At 52.8% G+C, this 15,944-nt stretch carries 15 protein-coding genes; 9 read left to right on the top strand and 6 right to left on the bottom strand.

Annotated features, from left to right (window positions below; genetic code table 11):
* Positions 1 to 187 precede the first annotated feature (187 nt).
* Entirely contained in the window at positions 188 to 1,201 is a 1,014-nt protein-coding gene (locus tag B4N58_RS05140; RefSeq protein WP_291746558.1) for a TRAP transporter substrate-binding protein, read from the top strand.
* Here the strand turns inward: B4N58_RS05140 and B4N58_RS05135 are convergent, their stop codons facing one another.
* Complete coding sequence (locus B4N58_RS05135) at positions 1,202 to 2,059, bottom strand: peroxiredoxin family protein (RefSeq protein ID WP_291746555.1); 858 nt, start codon at positions 2,057 to 2,059, stop codon at positions 1,202 to 1,204.
* A gap of 205 nt (positions 2,060 to 2,264) precedes the next feature.
* On the opposite strand from B4N58_RS05135, the gene B4N58_RS05130 reads away from it, so the two are divergent.
* Positions 2,265 to 2,555 carry a co-chaperone GroES gene (locus tag B4N58_RS05130; RefSeq protein ID WP_171100326.1) on the top strand — a complete coding sequence of 97 codons (291 nt, stop codon included), beginning with the start codon at positions 2,265 to 2,267 and terminating at the stop codon, positions 2,553 to 2,555.
* 29 nt (positions 2,556 to 2,584) lie between these two features.
* Positions 2,585 to 4,231, top strand: coding sequence for a chaperonin GroEL (groL, locus tag B4N58_RS05125; RefSeq protein WP_008252098.1), 1,647 nt, complete (start codon positions 2,585 to 2,587; stop codon positions 4,229 to 4,231).
* Between the two features lie 72 nt (positions 4,232 to 4,303).
* Here the strand turns inward: groL and B4N58_RS05120 are convergent, their stop codons facing one another.
* Positions 4,304 to 5,971, bottom strand: a complete 1,668-nt coding sequence (locus tag B4N58_RS05120) for a methyl-accepting chemotaxis protein (RefSeq protein WP_291746551.1) — start codon at positions 5,969 to 5,971, stop codon at positions 4,304 to 4,306.
* A gap of 270 nt (positions 5,972 to 6,241) precedes the next feature.
* Here B4N58_RS05120 and B4N58_RS05115 point away from each other — a divergent pair, with 270 nt between their 5' ends.
* The 3 genes from B4N58_RS05115 (at position 6,242) to B4N58_RS05105 (ending at position 9,821) form a co-directional block, all read left to right on the top strand.
* Positions 6,242 to 6,493 carry a type B 50S ribosomal protein L31 gene (locus B4N58_RS05115; protein ID WP_008252094.1) on the top strand — a complete coding sequence of 84 codons (252 nt, stop codon included), beginning with the start codon at positions 6,242 to 6,244 and terminating at the stop codon, positions 6,491 to 6,493.
* A gap of 76 nt (positions 6,494 to 6,569) precedes the next feature.
* Complete coding sequence (locus B4N58_RS05110; protein ID WP_291746546.1) at positions 6,570 to 8,372, top strand: hypothetical protein; 1,803 nt, start codon at positions 6,570 to 6,572, stop codon at positions 8,370 to 8,372.
* A 9-nt stretch (positions 8,373 to 8,381) separates the two neighbouring features.
* Entirely contained in the window at positions 8,382 to 9,821 is a 1,440-nt protein-coding gene (locus B4N58_RS05105; RefSeq protein ID WP_291746543.1) for an MATE family efflux transporter, read from the top strand.
* Here B4N58_RS05105 and orn read toward each other — a convergent pair.
* A complete protein-coding gene (orn, locus tag B4N58_RS05100; protein WP_040513449.1) occupies positions 9,754 to 10,395 on the bottom strand; it encodes an oligoribonuclease in 642 nt (213 codons plus the stop codon). The two genes, B4N58_RS05105 and orn, sit on opposite strands and share 68 nt — an antisense overlap.
* Before the next feature lie 90 nt (positions 10,396 to 10,485).
* On the opposite strand from orn, the gene B4N58_RS05095 reads away from it, so the two are divergent.
* From B4N58_RS05095 to rsgA, 3 genes are read left to right on the top strand one after another with little or no spacing between them, the layout of a single operon-like run.
* Entirely contained in the window at positions 10,486 to 11,742 is a 1,257-nt protein-coding gene (locus B4N58_RS05095; protein ID WP_291746537.1) for a M48 family metallopeptidase, read from the top strand.
* Positions 11,739 to 12,128, top strand: coding sequence for a 4a-hydroxytetrahydrobiopterin dehydratase (locus B4N58_RS05090; RefSeq protein ID WP_008252085.1), 390 nt, complete (start codon positions 11,739 to 11,741; stop codon positions 12,126 to 12,128). The genes B4N58_RS05095 and B4N58_RS05090 overlap by 4 nt, the downstream gene beginning before the upstream one ends.
* Entirely contained in the window at positions 12,121 to 13,113 is a 993-nt protein-coding gene (rsgA, locus tag B4N58_RS05085) for a ribosome small subunit-dependent GTPase A (protein ID WP_291746533.1), read from the top strand. Before B4N58_RS05090 ends, rsgA begins: the two co-directional genes overlap by 8 nt.
* 4 nt (positions 13,114 to 13,117) lie before the next feature.
* On the opposite strand, the gene B4N58_RS05080 is transcribed toward rsgA, so the two are convergent.
* Genes B4N58_RS05080 through B4N58_RS05070 form a run of 3 tightly spaced genes read right to left on the bottom strand, consistent with a single transcriptional unit; the run spans position 13,118 to position 15,938 of the window.
* Positions 13,118 to 14,113: a hypothetical protein gene (locus B4N58_RS05080; protein ID WP_291746531.1), complete on the bottom strand. Its 996-nt coding sequence runs from the start codon at positions 14,111 to 14,113 to the stop codon at positions 13,118 to 13,120.
* A 4-nt stretch (positions 14,114 to 14,117) separates the two neighbouring features.
* Positions 14,118 to 14,729 carry an NUDIX hydrolase gene (locus B4N58_RS05075; protein WP_008252082.1) on the bottom strand — a complete coding sequence of 204 codons (612 nt, stop codon included), beginning with the start codon at positions 14,727 to 14,729 and terminating at the stop codon, positions 14,118 to 14,120.
* An 18-nt stretch (positions 14,730 to 14,747) separates the two neighbouring features.
* A complete protein-coding gene (locus tag B4N58_RS05070) occupies positions 14,748 to 15,938 on the bottom strand; it encodes an FAD-dependent monooxygenase (RefSeq protein WP_291746528.1) in 1,191 nt (396 codons plus the stop codon).
* Positions 15,939 to 15,944: the final 6 nt, after the last annotated feature.

The raw sequence follows: 15,944 nt of genomic DNA, 5'->3' as shown, positions 1-15,944 counted from the left end.
GGCATGCCAAACCTCATGGCTTGGCGGCGCTTGATTTTCTTTAAATTGGGCTCATAAGGGGCGAACACTTGCATGGCTGGATAGTGCCACGAAATGGCAAAAAGATTTCAGAGGATGTGGAAACCCACAATGGTGAGGAAGGTCCTACTCTGGAATTTTCAATGAATACCTACGAACAAGCCGCAATATGAAATATTTATCAGCACTCGGACTTTTACTTGGACTTCATGGCGTTGCATTGGCACCCGCCAGTGCAGCTCCGCCGATTCTGATCAAGTTCAGCCATGTGGTCGATGAAAATACCCCAAAAGGAATTGCTGCACTGGAATTCAAGAAACTGGTGGAGGAACGCACACGGGGTCGTGTAAAAGTGGAGGTCTACCCAAACTCGTCTTTGTACAAAGACCGTGAAGAGCTTGAAGCGCTTCAACTGGGAGCGGTACAAATGCTGGCCCCCTCGCTGGCCAAGTTTGGCCAATTGGGCATGCGTGATTTCGAAGTGTTCGACCTTCCTTACATTTTCCCGAATCGCCAGGTGTTAAAAACCGTAACACAGGGTGAAATAGGCAAGCAGTTACTGACCCAACTTGAGGACCGCGGAATATTGGGGCTGGCCTATTGGGACAATGGCTTTAAGGTGATGAGCGCCAACACCCCTCTTCGTCTGCCTGAAGACTTGAAGGGCAAGCGCATGAGAATCCAGCCTTCGCGTGTTCTTGAGGCACAAATGGAAGCGTTGGGTGCCACGCCAATTCCGCTGGCGTTCTCGGATGTGCACACTGCACTAGAGACTGGTTTGGTGGACGGCACTGAGAACCCCCCTTCCAACCTGTATTCCAAGAAGATGCATGAAGTTCAAAAGTATGTGGCGGTAACCAATCACGGTTACCTGGGCTACGCAGTGATTGTTAATCGCAAATTCTGGAACAGCTTGCCAGCGGACATTCGCACAACACTTGAACGAAGCATTGTCGATGCCACGCGAAAAAACGACGACGAAGCAGAAAAATTGAATGCTCAGGCCCTGGCCAAGGTGAAGGAATCCAAAAATACCAAAGTGGCCATCCTGAACAGTGCTGAGATTGAACTGTGGCGCAAGGCACTTGAGCCGGTGCACCGTCGAATGGAAAGTCGCATTAGCAAAGAATTGATCAGCAGCATACGCAAGGCTGCTGCTGACCAGGCTGCAGCAGCAAGGTAATCAGGCTTCTGCGCCACCCAGTTTTTGGCGCGCCACTTCCAGAAACTGCTCAGGTTCAGGTCGAACCCTGTAATTTGAAGTTTGGTCTGAATACACAATTCGCCCATGCTTGTTGATGATCAGCACCGTGGGCAGCACTGTATCTTCCCCGTGCCCCATCCACTTCAGGCCGAACGGCACGCCGTTTTCATGTACCAGCTTCAGTTTTTTGCTGGCCTTGAAGTCGGCATCCACAAAAAACTTCATGGGTACCTTGAATCGCTCAGCAAGTTCCCGGGTTTTGGTCTCTGGCTGCGGACTGATCAAGGCCACCTTCACGCCCAATCGGTCCAGATCAATGTAACGGGCCGCCACTTCACCAATTTGCGTCATGCACAGCGGACACCAATTGCCGCGGTAAAACATCAGCAACCATGCTGATCCTTTGAATTGCTCGCTGGAAAAAGACTCACCATCCAGGGTATTCAGTTCGAATACAGGAAGTTTCTCACCCTCATTCAACAGGGCATTGTTGCGTTCACCCAGATTGGAATACCAAAAGATGTAGGCGATACTGCCAAAAAAGATCAAATTGCCGAGGATCAAGGGCAATGGGTCGGCCTCCATGCCTGGATCAGTCAACACAAGGGCAATACCCGTCAGGTTGGCAGCCATCAGCAAGTGAAGATTGCGCGATGTTCGGGCACGCCTGCGCATGAACATCCATACAAACAGGTAAAAATTGGGCAGGGCCAACACAAAAACCCCGATCCAGCCTGGGCCTAAGGGACTGTGCCAGCTCAATGTGGCCACGTGTAACAGACTCAGGTTGATCAAGACTAAAAACAGGACAATGAAAACCGACTTTGCTTTGTTCATTCTTTAGGGTGCTGGATTGAATCGACCCCTAGTGTAAACAAAAGTGACTGACACCCTGCTTGCAGGCAACTTTTTTTCACCCCGCCCCTTGAAATACCTTCCCCCCACCCCTATTATTAGCACTCGATGACGTCGAGTGCTAACAACGCATCCGTCAGTTTCTCTAAGCAATTCTTTTTAAAAGACAAATTTAGGAGTGGTATCCATGAACATTCGTCCGTTGCATGATCGCGTGATCGTGAAGCGTCTCGACAGCGAGCGCACAACAGCCTCTGGCATCGTGATTCCAGAAGCCGCCGCCGAGAAGCCTGATCAAGGTGAAGTGATTGCAGTTGGCCCAGGCAAGCGCGATGACAGCGGCAAGCTGATCGCCATGGATGTAAAGGTAGGCCAGCGTGTATTGTTCGGCAAGTATGCCGGCCAGGCCATCAAGGTGGATGGCAAGGAAGTGCTGGTAATGCGCGAAGAAGACATCATGGGCGTTATTGAAGCTTAATTACAAAGAATTCAAGAGGAAGATTAATCATGGCAGCTAAAGAAGTATTTTTCGGCGACGACGCACGCAGCCGCATGGTGCGTGGCGTAAACATTCTGGCCAATGCAGTGAAAGTGACCTTGGGCCCACGTGGCCGCAATGTGGTGCTCGAGCGTTCATTCGGCTCCCCCACCATCACCAAAGACGGTGTTTCCGTGGCCAAAGAAATCGAACTGAAAGACAAGTTCGAAAACATGGGCGCACAAATGGTGAAAGAAGTTGCTTCTCGCACTTCTGACAACGCGGGTGACGGTACAACCACCGCCACAGTTCTGGCACAAGCGATTGTGAAAGAAGGCATGAAGTTCGTGACCGCAGGCATGAACCCCATGGACCTGAAGCGCGGTATCGACAAGGCCGTAAGCGCTGCAATCGTTGAATTGCGTGCATTGAGCAAGCCATGCGCCACCACCAAGGCGATTGCACAGGTTGGCTCCATTTCCGCCAACAGCGACGAATCCATTGGCAACATCATTGCTGAAGCCATGGAAAAAGTAGGCAAGGAAGGCGTAATTACTGTTGAAGACGGCAAGAGCCTGGACAACGAACTGGATGTTGTTGAAGGCATGCAGTTTGACCGTGGTTACCTGAGCCCCTACTTCATCAACAACCAGGAAAAGCAGGTTGTTGCACTGGACAACCCCTTCGTGCTGTTGCACGACAAGAAAATCAGCAACATCCGTGATTTGCTGCCCACACTGGAACAAGTGGCCAAAGCGGGTCGCCCATTGTTGATCATTGCTGAAGACATCGAAGGCGAAGCCTTGGCGACTTTGGTAGTGAACAACATTCGCGGTATCTTGAAAACTTGTGCAGTGAAGGCGCCAGGCTTCGGCGATCGCCGCAAAGCCATGCTGGAAGACATCGCCATTTTGACTGGCGGCGTTGTAATCGCTGAAGAAACCGGCATGAGCCTGGAAACTGTAACCCTGGAACACCTGGGTCAGGCCAAGCGCATTGAAGTGGGCAAAGAGAACACCACCATCATCGACGGTGCTGGCGACGGTGCAAACATCGAAGCACGCGTGAAGCAGATTCGCGGCCAGATCGAAGAATCTTCTTCCGACTACGACCGTGAAAAGCTGCAGGAACGCGTGGCCAAATTGGCTGGCGGCGTTGCAGTAATCAAGGTTGGTGCTGCAACCGAAGTTGAAATGAAAGAAAAGAAAGCCCGCGTAGAAGACGCTCTGCACGCAACACGCGCTGCTGTGGAAGAAGGCATTGTGCCTGGCGGCGGCGTAGCCCTGCTGCGTGCACGCGCCAAGATTGAAGGCTTGAAGGGCTTGAACCCCGACCAGGACGCAGGTATCAAGATTGTACTGCGCGCCATGGAAGAGCCACTGCGCATGATCGTGACCAACGCGGGTGAGGAATCATCTGTTGTGGCCAACAACGTGATGGGCGGCGAAGGCAACTACGGCTACAACGCGGCCACAGGCGAGTACGGCGACATGGTTGACATGGGTGTTTTGGATCCAACCAAGGTAACCCGCACAGCCTTGCAAAACGCAGCGTCTATTGCTTCATTGATGCTGACCACCGATTGTATGGTTGCTGACGCGGCCGATGACAAGCCTTCAGCACCTGACATGGGTGGTATGGGCGGCATGGGTGGTATGGGCGGCATGGGCATGTAATTGCCTTGGCTCCCAAGCTTCACTGCTTGTGATCAAACCGCTGGCCTGGTACAAACCACGCCAGCGGTTTTTTTAGGCTATCCTGAATTTCCCGCACTGTGAATTCAGTTGAGAAAACGCATCAGTCAAATCCACCAAAGACTTTCGAATTTCACCCACGCAATTCGCGTTCTCTTCCGACATCGCCGCATACTTCTCAATCTGGGTCGACAACAAAGTTGCAGCCGAACGTTGCTCTGACAAAGAACTGGTGACCTCGGAAGCCATCACTTTCACATCGCCCGCCCGATTCCTTATCGTGCCCATCAAATCTCTGGTTTGATTCATTCTGCCCAGACTTGAACTCACCTTGCCAGCCCAGCCGGTCATCTCGACCACCACGTTTTGAGTGCCTTTCTGAATGGCGCCTACCATTTGCTCAATCTCGGAGGTGGATTGGGTAGTTCGCTCTGCCAAACGCCTGACCTCGTCAGCCACCACTGCAAACCCCCGCCCCTGCTCACCTGCACGCGCAGCTTCAATGGCGGCATTCAAAGCCAGCAAGTTGGTTTGGCCTGCGATTTCCTCGATGACTGAAATGATTTGACTGATTTGGTCTGACTGGCTCCCCAGTTCATGAACAGTTTGGCTTAGCTGCGTGGCACCCTGTGCAGTTTTCTCGACATCCTCAGAAGTGCTCTCCACCAAACTCAAACCAGACTCTGATTCAGCGCTTGAATCCTCCGCCGCCAACTTGGTTTGCTCGGCGACATCGAACAACTGGGAAATATTTGCGGACATTTCCTCAATACCAGCAGCCATTTCCGCACTGGAATTGGATTGAGAGACAGCGGACTCATCAACCACACCCAATTGTTGACGAATACTATCCAGGCTTCGCTCCGCGTCACTGGTTCTTTCCCGAATATCGCGCACCAAATCAAGCAAGGCCAATCGCATGGTCTCGAACACAGCGCTCACACTTCCCGGCTTGGACTGAAGACTCGACATTTCAGTGCACTGCAAATCGCCTGACGCAATTTTGCTGGCTTGGATTGCCAAAAAGCCGGGCTCGGCACCCAAACTTTGCCGAACTGAACGCGCATACACCATAAGGCTTGCGCACAGGAAGCTGAGAGTCAGCGCCATGCTTGCATACAAGGTCCAAAGCAGGCGCCCCGTTTCAGCGTGAATTTCCTCAGTCAATTGATTGATGGCCGCGGTTTGGGTTTGTAAGCCCAATTCCTCTATCGACAAACCTGCCTTGACCACCGGGCGGTCTATTCCATTCACCAATTTGTCGAGGTCTCGATATTGAAACGGCAACAGCGGATCGTATTGGCCCAACGCAGCGGTATAGGCAGTGGATGCCGCTTTGAAATCATTTTGCCAGTCCTTAATCGCTTTGACACGTTCTGAATCCGAGACAACCGCCTGATTTTTCAATAGATCCCCCGTGGTTCTCTCGAACTGTTGAACATACTTGGAAAATTCCTTTTTGTACTTGTCTGCGGCGCCGTCACCCTCGCCCCGCAACAGCACATTTTTAAACGAAGAGGCCATTTTTGTGGTGTGGTGATTGGCCTGAGCAATCAAGCGACTCACTTCGTTCTCGTGAACAATTTTTGCGGTGCCCACGGTTTCCAGTTCGATCATTCGGTTCATTTGAACTGTCACCCAAGCCAAGGATGCGGCAACAATCAAGGCAATAACTGCACAAATGCCCAAGGCTTTTTGGGTGAGGGTAAATTGATGTTTCATGATTTTTTTGTTGATGTGGTTTTGACAGCCACCAGCATGGCCCCATCGGCAAGCACAATCGCCCCCTGAATTGGCGACGAACTCCAACAGGTGGTTAGCCCGATTTATTCACTCGTGAGTCAAATATGCACTTGACCTTACCCATCCACAACCCTATAATTTGCGGTTACCTAATTAACCAGCAAGTGATTTGGCTTTGTCGATTGGCACTCAGATCAATGAGACCCATGAGACCAATTAACCGCCAGGTTGGCTGCAACGGAGAAACTCATGAAAGACGGCATTCACCCCAATTACCGCGAAGTTTTGTTCGTGGACATGTCCAACGGCTTCAAATTCATTTGCCGCTCTACCGCGCCTAGCCGGGAAAATGGCGAATTTGAAGGCAAAGAATACCCAATGATCAAGCTGGACGTGAGCTCCGAATCTCACCCCTTCTACACGGGCGCGCAGAACACAATCGTGGACACCGCTGGTCGCGTTGAGAAGTTCCGTCGTCGTTTCGACCGCTTCAAGAAGTAATTTTTCGCGCAAGTGATCATAAAAAGGCAGCTCAGGCAAACTGGCTGCCTTTTGTTTTTCCGGACACAATAAGAACATGGTCATCACCGCAGCCAACAACACACGTTTGTCGCGCAGGCTTCTGTGGGGCTTGATATTGCTCTACATTTTGCCGGGGCTTTTTGCACGAACACCCTGGAAACCCGACGACGCAGCTGGCTTTGGACAAAGCTTTACCCTGTCGCAATTGCCTTTTTCAGAATGGGCCATGTCGTTGATTGGCGACCGCCTGTATGTTGAAGGTGGCTTACTGTCAGCCTGGCTGGCAGGCCTGTTCGGGAAACTGGCTCTTGCCGTCAACCTGCCCTACAACTGGCTTGATGACGCCATGCGCCTTGGCAATGTGTTCTGGATGATTTTGGCTGGCTGGGCCATTTGGAACACCACCTACCGACTGGCCAAACGGGTGGAACTCCAACCCGAAGACCCCCTTGGCACAGCGCCCACTCGGGTCGACTACGCCCGTGCTGTGGCAGATGCCTCGGTGCTCTGCTTTTTGGGCACATTGGGCCTCCTGGTTCGCTCGCACATGCAAGTGCCCGAAATAGCCGAACTTGCAGGTATTTCAATCATGCTGCTGGGAGCAGTACGCTCGCTCGACAGACCAATCGGCGCCGGCTGGATGCTGGGCGTTGGGATCGCCATCGCTTTTTTTGCACGAGGCTGGGCACATTGGTTGCCGTTTTTGCTCTTGCTGCTCGTCAGCTCGATGACGCACAGTTCGCTACGATTTGGCCTGCTTCGCCGCATGACCCGCGCCGCAGCAGTGTTCGCCGTACCTTTTGCCATCTGGTTTTTCTGGCTAATGAGCCAAAAGAACGGGGAATTGTGGTGGAACGCATGGAATGAATGGAATGTACGTCGCTTCCTGATACTTGACCCCACCCAGTCTTTTGACTTGGCCAAACTGGTGATCACCCTGAAAACCCTGACCTGGTTTTTGTGGCCGATTTTACCCATGGCTTGCTGGACCATTTGGCGGTATCGCAAAGCGCTGACCGAACCCTCTATCCGCATTCCTTTGGCAGGGGCTGCCGCTGGTGTGCTAGTGCTGCTAATTACAAACCCTGCAGATGAGGCCAACTATTTCCCATTGCTGGCACCACTTTCAGTGCTTGCCGCCATTGGACTGTCCACCATGAAACGTGGCCTGATCAGCCTGATTGACTGGTTTGCAGTGCTTTGGTTTACCTTCGCTGCCGTGCTGGTTTGGCTGGGCTGGACAGCAGCCACCTTTGGCTTTCCTGCAAAAATAGCAGCCAACTTCGAGAAATTGTCCCCCGGCTACGTGCCCGATGTCATTGGTCTTGAGCTGGCACTGGCATTTCTGGCCAGCATCGCCTGGATCCGCTTGATTGTGTGGCGCACAGCCTCAGGAAGCCGTGCACTTTGGCGCCCTATGGTGCTGACCACCGGTGGTGTTATTTTGCTGTGGCTGTTGATGATGACGCTGTGGATTCCGAGAATTGATTATGCAAAAAGCTTCAAGGCCCTGGGCGATGCGATCACCCAATCGGTGCTGAACCACCAGACCATTGCAAACAGAAAGTGTGTTGCCGACTACAACCTTGGCTATGCACAACGAGCGACCCTCCAATACCATGCTGAAGTTGACTTCATTCGCAGGGGCCAATTCAAAGAGGTCACCGAATGTGAGTATCTGTTGCTGCAAGACGATACCCGTCAAAGCCTGAAAATCAAGGTTGATTTTGAATCCAGGGCATCCGAGCGGTGGGAACTGATCTGGACCGGCAACCGAAACTCGGACCGGCATGAATTCTTCTTCCTGTACGCACGAACCCCACAGGTAGAGCCGCAGACAGAAAACAGCAGCCGTTAAAGGTGTGGCATGGCCAGTAGTATTGTTTTATTCGCCCAGAACCGGCCACGAAGGGCACTGCTGAATCAGGCTTTGCCAATCCTGCTGGGGCAACTGGCGGTCATGGGCAACGGGCTCGTCGATACACTCATGGCCGGGCAGGCAGGCCCCGATGTGCTTGCTGCAATGGCTGTGGGATCTTCAATCTACATCAGCCTGTACGTGGGCTTGATGGGGGTGATTATTGGCCTGACTCCCATTTGCTCTGCCCACTTTGGCGCAGGCGACCACCGCAAAGTTGGAGAGGATGCAGTACAAGGCGTTTGGTTGGCACTGACCATGAGCTGCATTGGCATGGCCGTTCTGCTGAACCCGGACCCTATTTTTCAACTGACCAATACCCCTGCTCACATTGCCAGCGACACCCGTGGCTACCTGCTTGGCATTGCCTGGGGTTTGCCAGCGGCCTTGGTGTTTCGTGTGTTTTATGCGCTGAACCAGTCCATTTCACGCCCACAAATTGTGGTGGCCCTGCAAGTGCTGATGCTGCTGCTGAAAATTCCCTTGAACATTTGGTTCATGAACGGCGGGTGGGGGTTGCCTGCCTTGGGAGCGGCTGGTTTTGGTTGGGCCACAGCAGCAACCATGTGGCTGGTGTTCAGTATTTCGGCCCTCATTTGGTTATTCGACAAACATTACAGCGAATTCAAATCCATTCGCAGCTTGAAACCTGACTGGCATCGCCTTGGTCAAATTCTTCGGCTTGGTTTGCCCATCGGTGGTTCGTATTTGATTGAGGTCAGCTCATTCACAGTGATTGCGTTGCTGGTGTCGCGTTTCGATGTTTATCAATTGGGCGGACATCAAATTGTGTCCAATATGGCGGCCATGGCGTACATGGTGTGTTTGTCATTGGGCAATGCCACCACAGTACTGGCCTCGCAGCAAATTGGTGCAGGTTTTAGCCGATACGCAAGCGTCATCGTGAGGCGAGGTATTGAAACCGCAATGCTGGTTGCTGCCTGCGTGTGCCTGGGCTTGTATCTATTCGACCGGGAATTGATCTCGTTCTACACCCAAGACACAAAAACCATTGAAGTTGCCTTGGGCTTGATGCCGTGGGTGATCGCCTATCATTTTATTGATGCCGTACAAACTTTGTGTTCGTTTTCGCTTCGGGCTTACCGCGTGTCGGCCCGCCCGATGCTGATTTATCTGGTCAGCCTGTGGTTTGTTGGTATTGGCGGGGGCATGTGGCTTGGGGTGTGGCAAGAAAACCCGCTGAAGTCGCAAGGCTTCTGGATAGCCAGTACAGGGGGACTGTTGTTGGCTGGAATTTGCCTGGCATTGCTGCTGGCCCATGTGATGCGCCAGCGCAATGCTTTGGAGCTTACTTTGCCAACTATGCCGCAGGCGCTGCCGGGGACTGTGGGCTCTCCTGGCTCGCCTTCACCTCTGGCGCAACAATAAAATGCTCGCGATAAAAGCGAAGCTCGTCGATTGACTCGTGAATATCGGCCAAAGCGGTGTGCTTGGTTTTCTTCACAAACTTTCTGGCAGTGGTGGGGTTCCAGCGTTTGCACAATTCCTTCAGCGTACTCACATCCAGATTGCGGTAGTGAAAATAAGCCTCAAGCTTGGGCATGTACTTGGCCATGAAACGGCGGTCTTGGCAAATGCTGTTGCCACACATGGGGCTTTTGCCAGGGCCAATGTATTTGGTCAAAAATTCAATTAGCAATTCTTCCGCCTGAGCTTCGTCAATTACGGATTCTTTCACGCGCGCGGTCAGCCCGCTCTTGCCGTGAGTACTGGTGTTCCAGGCGTCCATTCCCGCCAAAATATCATCACTTTGGTGAATAGCCAGCACTGGCCCCTCTTCCAACACATTCAGTTCGCTGTCGGTCACCACTACGGCCACTTCTATGACTTTATCGTTGAAAGGGTCAAGACCCGTCATTTCCATGTCGACCCACACCAGACGATTGTCGTCACGGGGAATCTTGGTTTCAACAGGGGTGGAACTTGGCGCGGCTTGTGACATAATTTGAATGAGCTTTGAGGTTGAATCTTAGAAGACCTGTATTGTCTCACAGGCATTGAAGCGCAAATTAATCTAGGGTGGTAGCAAGAAATGGTTTTTACTGAAGTCTTTGTTCTGGCTGTGGTTTTAAGTGTGGCACTTCGCCTTTATCTGGCCAGTCGCCAGGTTCGGCATATTGCTGTCAACCGAGCACAAGTGCCTGCAGAGTTCAGGGAGCAAATCAGCCTGCAAGACCATCAGAAAGCGGCAGATTATTCAATCGCCAAAACCCGTTTGGGTATGATCAATGTGCTGCTTGAAGCCAGCATCCTGATGGGTTTCACCTTGCTGGGCGGCCTGGAGTGGATTCAAAGTTTCACAAGCACCACTGCCGAAGGGATTTTGGCTGGCTTGTTGTTGATTGCTGTGGTTGGTTTTATAGGCAGCGTGCTTGATTTGCCCTTGGCCTACTACAAACAGTTCGTGCTTGAAGAACGCTTTGGCTTTAACCGCATGAAGAAAGGTCTTTTTATGGGCGACTGGCTGAAAGGCCTGCTGGTTGGCGCACTGATAGGCGGCCCGCTGGTATTCGCAGTGCTTTACCTGATGCGTGAAGCTGGCCAGCAATGGTGGGTTTATGCATGGGCTTTGTGGTTTGGTTTTAGCCTGTTGTTGATGTGGCTGTTCCCCACCGTGATTGCACCGATTTTCAACAAGTTCACTCCGCTTGAAGACGGGGCGACACGCCAGCGCATTCTGAATTTGCTGCAACGCTGTGGCTTCGATTCCAGCGGCCTGTTTGTAATGGATGGCAGCAAACGATCCAGCCATGGCAATGCGTATTTCAGCGGCATGGGCAAAGCCAAGCGAATTGTATTTTTCGACACACTGCTTTCGCGCTTGAACGACGATCAAATTGAAGCGGTGTTGGCACACGAACTGGGACATTTCAAGAAAAAACACATTGTGAAGCACCTGGTTTTTTCAGGTATTGGTAGCCTGATCATGTTTTATGTGCTCGGTCTTCTGGCCAATGCGCCTTGGTTTTACAGTGAGCTGGGCGTAAACCCAGACCTGGCCAATGGTGCGCAAGCCATGGCCCTGGTGCTGTTCATGATGGTGTTGCCCTATTTCACTTTCCCGATTCGCCCGGTGATGTCTTGGCTCAGCCGCAAACATGAATTCGAGGCAGATGCATATGCTGCGCAGCAAAGTGCCCCTCAACATTTGGTGAGCGCCTTGGTCAAGCTGTATCAAGACAACGCCTCAACCTTGACACCCGATCCGCTGCACTCCGCGTTTTACGACAGCCACCCGCCCGCATCCATTCGCATCAGCCGTTTAAACAGCTTGCAGGGCGCACAATGAGCACCCTCAGTACGCCCCATCCTGCTCGCCCACTGGCAGACTGGCTGCACGTGCATTGCCAGCACTTGGGTGAGGGCCACGCATGGAGCGTTGACGAGATAGAAGCACAGCTGGACGAATTTGAATACTGGTCGGTTGAATTTGACGCCAAGGGGGAACGTGCTTTGACACTTTGGCGGCAATATGCCTTTGCCAACTTTGAAGGCGTGAAGCTGGCTGTGCATGCCATTACCCATTTGGCCGATGATGAAGACCACCACCCGGAAGTCACTTTTAGCTACAACCGGGTCAAGGTGCGCTGGAACACCCACAGCGCAAGCGGCATTACCGACAACGACTGGGCCTGTGCCGCCAAACTTGATGATGCGCTGAAACACATTGGCTAACTCATCTCTCAACAAGGTACGACCCACTTACAAGGGCAAACAAACCGGCAACCACGGCAAGAATGCGGGCAATCCCGATTTGCTGAATGCCTTGGTGGTGGCCAGCTATGGACGTCATTTTCTGGCACGCGATGACAGCGGAACAATTTGGCAGGTATACGGCAAAGGCAAACGCCGGGAAGTGGCTGTGGGCGATGAAATTATCATTTTGCCCAGCGGCGACATGCAAGCCTGGGTGGAAGACATCCAGCCCCGCAAAAACCTGGTGTACCGATCGGACGCACTGAAAAGCAAAATGTTTGCGGCGAACCTGGATGGCGTGCTGCTGATGCTGGCCATCAGCCCACCATACTCACCAGAGCTTTTAGGCCGCACACTGACCGCCTGCAAACACGCCGAAGTACCGCTCACCATATTGTTCAACAAGGTAGATATTCTGGAAGGCGATTCTGAAACACTGGAGGCCGTTGAACAGGAGTTGTTTGAAATCACCTTGGGTGAAGTGCCCACACACTACATCAGTGTGACTGAACGACCTTCCGAAACTGAAACGCTGTTGCGACCCTTGCTGGAAGGGAAACGTACACTAATCCTCGGGCAATCGGGCATGGGAAAGTCAACCTTGATCAACCTGTTGATTCCCGGCGCACTGGCAGCCACCAATGAAATTTCAATGGCTTTGAATGCCGGCAAACACACCACAACGCACACCCAAATGCATTTTGGAGTGCAAGGCCTGGAGTTGATTGATTCACCAGGATTCCAGGCATTTGGTTTACATCACCTGAGCGAATCGGATTTGCTGAATGCTTTCACGGATATTCGCGATGAAGGCAACAAATGCCGTTTTGCCAATTGCCAACACAAACGTGAGCCCGATTGTGCCGTAAAAAACGGACTGAAAGATGGGACATTAAGCCCTGCTCGGTATGAGTTATACCAAATGTTGAAAGCTGAACTGGAAGAGGCCAGCCAAAGCTACTGAAGCATCAAAGCATGCTGCTGGGCAACCAGCCCAGAATGGCAAACACCAGCGTTGCCACTAACCACACCACGGCACACTTGAAAATGAGCTGACGAAACTGCTGCAAAGCTTGCACCTGGTTTTCTTCGCTCAACAATTGCCCTTCCGAAGCGGCTTTGGATGCGGGATCGAATGCTGCACCCCCCACCAAACCCACCGCCGTGAAAAACACCGCGGTAAGCGGTGCCCTGTTAGAAAAGCGGCTGTGGTTTTTTGCGGTTCGCCACGCCAAGGCGGCATCGTCTAGCTGCGCGACCAAACCCACCGTCAAGGCCAACAAACGGGCTGGCAACCATTCCATGGCAAACAACACAAAACGAGGGCTGATTGCCGCTTTCAGTTTGTTGCTTTCCCACGCCTCTTGCATGGTGGGGCGTTCGTGCGCGAAGGCTTGTGCCTGCCACACATCGCGTTCACGAATCACACTCCAGTGCGCCATCATGTAGACCACCAAGCCCATGGGGCCGGGCAATACCAGAAACCAGAAAAACAGGCTGAAGTACTGACGCAAGGCACGCTCCGTGCCGTGATATACGGCATGGAACACCAATTCGCCAGGACGGTGAACAACGGGTTCGCTGCCATCGTATTCTTTCATCCAGGTCAACAACAATTCGCGGGCGCGGAAAAAGTCGCCTTGGTTCAAAAACAGCTGGGCATTGGTAAAAACCACTGCAAAGTGCCGAAAACGCAAACCATACAACAGCAAAAACACGCTGAGAAAACCGGCTGCAAGTGGTGAAATGGTCCAAAGTACCTGGTATAGAAAATACACGCCCAATATCCAGATCAGCATTGGCACCAACCATTGCAAATGCGTGTAGCCCGGTGCCCCAAGTGCTTCCAGATTAATTTCAAGTTCCTGGTTAAAACGATCTACCCAGTCACGCGCACGGGTGAACAAACCATCGGGCAAGAAGGTTTCGCACACCACAGCAATGAGCAGGGCCAAATAGGACAATGTGTTACGCCTTCGCGCTCAAGAAATGGTAAAGGTTACGAAGCATGGCCGCCGTGGCCCCCCAAATGAAATAATTTTTTCCGTTCTCGGGTGAGTTGTAGGGCATGGCGTAAAAAGTACGCTCGCCCAAGGGGGTGTGCAAGCTGCGTTGCTGGTGATTTTCCACATTCATCAAAAATGAAAGTGGCACTTCGAACACTTCTTCCACTTCAAAGGCATCGGGAAGCAGCGTAAAGCCAGGTTGCACCAGCGCCACCACAGGTGTCACCATGAAGTTGGTGGCTGTCTGGTACACCGGCATGGTACCCAGTACCTCGATGAATTCCCGTGCCAGCCCCGTTTCTTCAACAGTTTCCCGCAGGGCTGTTTCGATCGGACCACCATCTTCAGGTTCGCAGCGACCACCCGGAAAACTGATTTGACCGGCGTGGTCATTCAGGTGAGCGGTGCGCAAAGTGAGCAACACGTAAAGGTCGTCTTGCCGCTGAACCAAGGGCACCAGCACGGCCGCATCAGCGGGGTCGCGGTCTTTGAAAAAACGTTCTTCGAGCGGCTCAGGCTGCCAAGGCAAATCGGCCATGGCAAAACGGGCGCGCAACAATTCGGCAGACCACATGGGTAAAAACGCTCCAGATTAAACAGCCAAGCCGAACAGCATTAATTCAGCAAACTGCTTGCGAAGAGGCGGCGTGAATTCCATCACGTTCAAGGCCATTTGTCGGCCCGCACCCAGCAAGGGATTGTGATTGGAAAAACCCTTCACCATCCAGTCTGTCATTTTAACCACCACCTGCCGATCAGCCACTCTCGACTTCTCAAATTCGTTCAGGGCGGCGCTTAAGCGATGCTCATCCGCAACAGTCGTCGGGTCAACACTTCGGCAAAGCTGCACGGCATCCCGCAACCCCAGATTCAACCCTTGCCCCGCCACTGGGTGCAGAATTTGGGCGGCGTTGCCAATGGCCACACGGCGCCCCTGAACCAGCTTGTCGCGCCAGTTCATGCCCAAGGGAAAACTTTTCCGGGGACCGATGTGTTTGATGGATACACGGCGCCCAAACTGCTGTCGCAATTCGGCGGAAAACTCAGCATCGCTGCATGCCAAGCGCCGTTGAACCTGTGCCAGCGGGGCACACCACACCAAAGAGTATTGCTGTTGGTCTATTGAAATGGGTAACAAAGCCAGAGGCCCTTCTGAGGTGAAGCGCTCGAAGGCCAGGGTACTCCCGCCTTCCAGCAACCCAGGCTCCACTTGTAAAGTCACTTCGCTAACCAAGGCCCACTGGTCGTAATCCACGACCTGGTCGCGCTCGCCAGCCTCCCCGTACAAGCCCCCCTCGGCATCCACACGAAGGTTCACTGTGTATTCGGACCCATCTTCAAGCTCAAGCACCTCAAGAGAATCAACTGCGCTGCGGTGCGCGTACTTTACGTTCGCAGGGCGAAAAATTTTTACCCCCCTGCGTTCAAGTGAGGTCGACAAACAGTTCACGAGGTCCCCATACCGAACTGTCCACCCCAAAGCCCGCAAACCCAGTTCATCGGCTTTCATTCGCACCTGGCCGAAACGCGATTGCTCCGACACGTGAATGTGGTGGATCGGCGTGGCATCGGCCGGGAAACCCAAACTGGCCAAGCGCAAGCGCGTGGCATCGGACAAAGCCAGAATTCGCGGGTCGCGGGCGGAAGCCTCCAAAGGCTTGGCATCGAAAATGGCAATGCGATCGGCGCGGTCACCCCAGGTGTTGGCAAGCCACCCGGCAAAAGCCAGACCCACAGGGCCGGCCCCAACAATCGCCACATCAAAATCGGTGTGAGAAGTCATGGGAAG

This window comes from Limnobacter sp. UBA3528 (assembly GCF_002377005.1).
GTDB lineage: Bacteria > Pseudomonadota > Gammaproteobacteria > Burkholderiales > Burkholderiaceae_B > Limnobacter.
The sequence above is the reverse complement of the archived record's forward strand: the minus strand, read 5'-3'. Positions and strand labels throughout refer to the sequence as shown.